Here is a 4,937-nt window from a genome sequence, read left to right as displayed (position 1 = left end):
GGCCAGCCGATCACACCGAATTACAATGATGCTTTGTATCCAATCCAGGTTACAAACAAGGGTGCGATTCAGGAGCGCTGGGCAATTGTGTTCATAGATACAACCAACTTTAGGATTATTGGCGAGGTATCGGGGCAGATCGGCACAGGTAATGTCAATGCTGACTGTATGCCGATTAATCCAGTCACCAGTGAGCCGTACTTTCAAGTTAAAAAAGAGGGTTGGGGTGCTGGTGGCTGGGTGTCTGGCAACGTCCTGCGATTCAACACTATCGCCGCAATGTACCCGATCTGGTGTATCAGGACAGTAAAACAGTCAGAACCAGCAGTTCTAGGCGATAACTTCCAGATCATGTTTCGTGGTGATATTGACCGCGATATATAAACAACTAAACCTATGGGCTGCAATTGCAGCCCTTTTTATTGAGTATAGAAAAATGGTCGCAAGTATAGATATTAAGTTTTATGTGCATACAAATACCAATGCGCCTCAATTATCTAATAATTTCGGCTGTATGATTGATGTGCTCGATGCCTGTTTAGTGAATGGTTTTGGTTCGCAAACAGTTTCAACACTTACAGCTAGTGGAACGACAGTCACTGCCACTTTTGGTTCTGCACATAACTTCATGCAGTATCAGGTGATCAAGATTGCAGGTGCGACACAAACCGAATACAACGGTGAGCACCGTATTTTGACAGTGCCAAATGCCAACACCCTCACTTTCCAGCTTGCTGCTGCACCGAGTGTGACAACCGCAACAGGTACGATTAACTGTTCATTGCCACCTATTGGCTGGCTAAAACCATTTAATGGAACTGGTAAGGCGGCATACCGCTCATCGAACACCTTGCTTGCATCACGTCCATATTTGCGTGTAGTCGATGCACTTGATGCCGCATACACATCTACCTATGCAAAATTTGCAAAGGTTGGCATTGTTGAGGATATGACGGGCATTGATACCTTGGTGGGCATTCAAGCGCCGTATGATAGTGCCTTACCAGATAAAAACTGGACAGGTACAGGGAGCGGATCTACCGCAACCAATGGCTGGGCTAAATGGTATTACGCAAGAAGTGGCGTGCCTACAACATCGGTCAGTGATACTGCTGCACCTGCAACGGGAAACCGCGCATGGGTGATTGTGGGGAATAAAGACTGGTTTTATGTCTTTAATTCTACTGTTACATCCAATACTGATCTGCTGTCCTATGGATTTGGGTCATTTGAAAGTGCGCTCAGCACAGATAGCGCAAATACTTTTTTGTCATGTACTTATGCATATGTAAATGCAAGCGCATCGCTTTATCCAGGCGATACTATAGCTTTGACCCGTGGCACGCAAAACAGTCTGTTGTTGCAGCGTAAATACGACATGACTGGAGTTCCAGGCACTGCGCGCATATCAACCATTGCGTTTGCAAACTTCGCAGAAACAATGACAGGAACAACGGCAACGGTCACAAGTTATGCGGGCAACATCCCTTTTGCGCCAACATTTATTTTTGAAACTGGATCTATATATCGGGGCATGATTCCCAATCTGCATTGGCTCTTTCAGGTAAAGCCCTTTACCCATTTAACCCCGTTCACTAAGTCATCACAAATATATTTGCCAATCAATGTCACCAGTAACACCAGTTCTGGACAGCTTGTTATGGGGTTGGGTAGCTTATGACGGTACTTATTAAATTAGCGATTAAAACCACGCGCACCAGCGATGCAGATGGAGTTTTGACCTTATTAAATGGCTTGGCAATTAAAGGGCAAGTCAAACAGACAAATATCCCAATTCCATGCCGTGTGCGGCTGTTTGAGCGTCTGACAGGCAGATTGATCAATGAGGTTTTAACCGACAGCTCAGGAAATTATGAGTTTGATCATTTAGCGATGGGCACATTTTTTATTATTGCCCATCATCCACTTAATCAATATAACGCAGTGATTGCGGACTTAGTGGTGCCGAAATGAGTGTGATCCCATCAATGGCCGCAGGCTTGGCCCAATTACAAGCCTTGGCAAATTTCTTAGATACAGGTAGTAGCAATGCTACTTTTTCATTTTATAAAGGTACAAAGCCTGCAAGTGTTGCGGTTGCTGCCAGCTCAGGTGATAAGTTAGTCACGCTGAATTTTCCCGAACCATGTTTTAAACAACTCAATGCAGACAGCATAGAGTTATATCCGACGGATACCGCTACTGTGACGCAGGCAGGCACAGCAACATGGGCGCGTTTATACAATGGTAATGGTGATGCCGTGGCAGATTTTACGGTAGGTACGGATATTACATTGGCAAATCCTAGCTTGGCGCTTGGAAGTACCCTGATGATCAATTCAATTGTGCTTAGACCATCGACTTAAATGAGGTGTGCATGTGTCAAATTACATCCCACCTGATAGCCATAATGTTGACCTAAACTTCAATGAAGTCGCAGGCATAGTTGATGGGCACAATGTCGTTCTGAATTTCGGTGCAAATGAGGTTATTACAGCGAGTATTGATGCGGTTGTTGCAACAGCATTTATCCCTGAAATTACAACATTACAAGGCAGTGTTGCACAAATTGATTGTGTGATTGCGACAGATTTTAATGCTGAAATCACTGCAGTTGTTTCAAATCAATTCTGTTCGGTTGATGCTGTGATTCATGCAGCATTTAGCTCTTCGATTAATACGCATTTTGATATTAATTTCGTGCTTGGACTTAATCATTTAAGTGTTTTTAGTTATCAAAAGGCTTTGCCTGCATTGATTGAAAGTCATGTCAGATATGGAAAAGCAAGATTTAAGGCGCACAACAGCGCCTTTATTTTTGAGCGTGGACTTACTCTTTCAAATGCAGTCACGGCTGGTTTTGACAAAGCCACATTTCTTCAGCAATCGGTTAAATCAGTTTTTGAAGAATCAACAAAGCTCTCGAGTGATTATCAAATCGTGTGGCAAGAGAACGATAAACGTTTTATTGCTAGAACTTTAGTTTTTGAAGAGGCTGAAAAGCTGCTGATCAATCGGGAGACTGACTGGGATGAAATGATCAGGAAACGCAGGAAATTTACGTTTAGTCATGAAGTCGCAGAAGTGTTTGAAAAGCGGTTTACGTTCAGGCATGACAAGGGACTGGAACTGGTCACGACTGATTCGATTCCCTGGGAAGTGGCAAGGGCTGTTTATTACCGCAAGTCTAAAGTAGATCCAATTGAACCACAGCCAAAGCCTGAATATGTCGGGTCCACCGACCTGAACTTTATCTGTCTGTGTCATGACATTGATTCTCACAATGTTGTTTTAAATTTCGGTGCCGATGACTGTATTCCGAGTCTGGCGCCTGTTGACTGGTGGTATATCGTGAATGATTTAAAAGTGACACGTCTGGATAACGGGCAGGAAATACAGGTCAACAATGGTGACTACCGTTGCGACCGTGGCTCATGGTGTTGGTCCTACAACCTGACCATTCCGTTTTATGAAAAATCAAAACTGGATCCAGTGGACGGCCAGCCTGTGATTCTCAAAATATTAATCAATGGCAATGAGCACCGCATGTTGCTTGAAAACATTTCACGCTCGAGACAGTTTGCAAAGGATGTTTATAAATTGTCTGGCCGCAGTCCCACAGCCTTGCTTGATGCGCCTTATTCGCCAACACGATCATTCACACAGGAGAATGAGCGAACATCAGTACAGCTGGTGCAAGCTGAGTTAGACCGAGTGAGTAGCGATATCGTGTTGAACTGGCAGCTGATTGATGCATTGGGTTGGGTATTACCTGCCAACAGTCTGAGCTACTCAAATTTAACACCGATTGCGGCGATTAAACTGATTGCTGATGCGGCAGGTGGCTTTATCTACAGTGAACCTGACAGCAACACGCTGACGATCAAGCCACTTTATAAAAAGACATTTTGGGATGCAATTGATATAGCCGAATATGACCGTGTGATTCCTGAATCCCTGGTTACTGATCTCTCAACAGATTATGCAATGTATCCCGACTACAACGGGGTTTTCCTTACCAATGACCGCAATGGTGACACAGGGCAGGTGAAACGGGTCGGAACGGCTGGTGATGTTCTTCAGGAATCGATTAACAATCCACTGCTCACATCAGTAAGCGCCATGCATGAAAAGGGACGTGCAGTTTTAGCCAAGGCTGGCATGGTTGAAAGCCATAGCCTGTTGATGCCCGTGTCAGCACAGGTCGGCTTATGTACACCAGGTGAACTGATTGCGTTCAATGCAGACTGGTGGGGTGTAGGTGATGGTGTCAGCGGGTCATTTTCGCATGATGTTGTGAACCAGACCGTATCAGTGGAGAGGGTGAACCGTGAGTAATGTTTTCAACCGTTTTTTGGAATTAATACCCAAGAATCCAGAGTTTATAGCGACAGTACAGAGTGCGGACCATCCGAACTACAAGGTTTTAGTTGTGGATGGCACAGGGCTTGTGCTGTGTACCAGTTCAACAGTTTTTAACGTGGGAGACCGAGTTTATATCAGTGGAAATGAAATAAAGAGAAGTGCGCCCACAGGCGTTGTATATCAAATCGAAGTATAGACTTAATTAAATAAATAGGCCGCTTAAATGCGGTTTTTTCTTTTTTGGAGAAATGAAAAATGGCAGAGCCAGTAAGCAGTGGTGTTGGAATGGCGGCAGCCATCAAGATGTACGGAATGGTTATTTTGTTGGGGATTATGATTTTATCAGCTGCACTGGTGTATCTGGTTGTAGTGATGACACGGATGCCGAGAACCCGCAGTGAATGGGTTGTGAGCCTGATTACCACAGTGGTGGGCAGTATTGCAGGAGGAGGTTTCCTGATTCAGTACTTTGAAATGCATGACTACCTTTTAACATGGTCGGGGTTATGTGCAATAGGCGGTATTTTCTTTGCCGCAGGTTTGCCGTTCTGGGCAATCATCCGTTGGACATT

Annotated in this window: 6 protein-coding genes and 1 pseudogene; all 7 read left to right on the top strand. The window is 44.5% G+C overall.

What is annotated here, in order from left to right:
- Positions 1-384, top strand: a pseudogene (locus N5J47_RS17985) (hypothetical protein); the annotation flags it as partial.
- 52 nt (positions 385-436) lie between these two features.
- A complete protein-coding gene (locus N5J47_RS17980; protein WP_279961401.1) occupies positions 437-1,681 on the top strand; it encodes a hypothetical protein in 1,245 nt (414 codons plus the stop codon).
- Positions 1,678-1,974, top strand: a complete 297-nt coding sequence (locus N5J47_RS17975; RefSeq protein ID WP_279961402.1) for a carboxypeptidase regulatory-like domain-containing protein — start codon at positions 1,678-1,680, stop codon at positions 1,972-1,974. The genes N5J47_RS17980 and N5J47_RS17975 overlap by 4 nt, the downstream gene beginning before the upstream one ends.
- A complete protein-coding gene (locus N5J47_RS17970) occupies positions 1,971-2,366 on the top strand; it encodes a hypothetical protein (protein ID WP_279961403.1) in 396 nt (131 codons plus the stop codon). The genes N5J47_RS17975 and N5J47_RS17970 overlap by 4 nt, the downstream gene beginning before the upstream one ends.
- Positions 2,367-2,379: 13 nt before the next feature.
- On the top strand, positions 2,380-4,338 hold the full coding sequence (locus N5J47_RS17965; RefSeq protein ID WP_279961404.1) for a hypothetical protein: 1,959 nt from the start codon (positions 2,380-2,382) through the stop codon (positions 4,336-4,338).
- Complete coding sequence (locus N5J47_RS17960) at positions 4,331-4,561, top strand: hypothetical protein (RefSeq protein ID WP_279961405.1); 231 nt, start codon at positions 4,331-4,333, stop codon at positions 4,559-4,561. Before N5J47_RS17965 ends, N5J47_RS17960 begins: the two co-directional genes overlap by 8 nt.
- A 59-nt stretch (positions 4,562-4,620) precedes the next feature.
- The coding region (locus N5J47_RS17955) for a hypothetical protein (protein ID WP_279969914.1) at positions 4,621-4,937 on the top strand (317 nt) is incomplete at its 3' end.

Source organism: Acinetobacter sp. GD03645 (assembly GCF_029845285.1).
GTDB classification, from domain to species: Bacteria; Pseudomonadota; Gammaproteobacteria; order Pseudomonadales; family Moraxellaceae; genus Acinetobacter; species Acinetobacter corruptisaponis.
This window is presented reverse-complemented; position numbering and strand designations above follow the sequence as displayed.

Bases quoted from the DNA above. Each gene is read 5' to 3' on its own strand.
- N5J47_RS17970 (WP_279961403.1), top strand. From the start codon at position 1,971: ATGAGTGTGATCCCATCAATGGCCGCAGGCTTGGCCCAATTACAAGCC.
- N5J47_RS17980 (WP_279961401.1), top strand. From the start codon at position 437: ATGGTCGCAAGTATAGATATTAAGTTTTATGTGCATACAAATACCAAT.
- N5J47_RS17975 (WP_279961402.1), top strand. From the start codon at position 1,678: ATGACGGTACTTATTAAATTAGCGATTAAAACCACGCGCACCAGCGAT.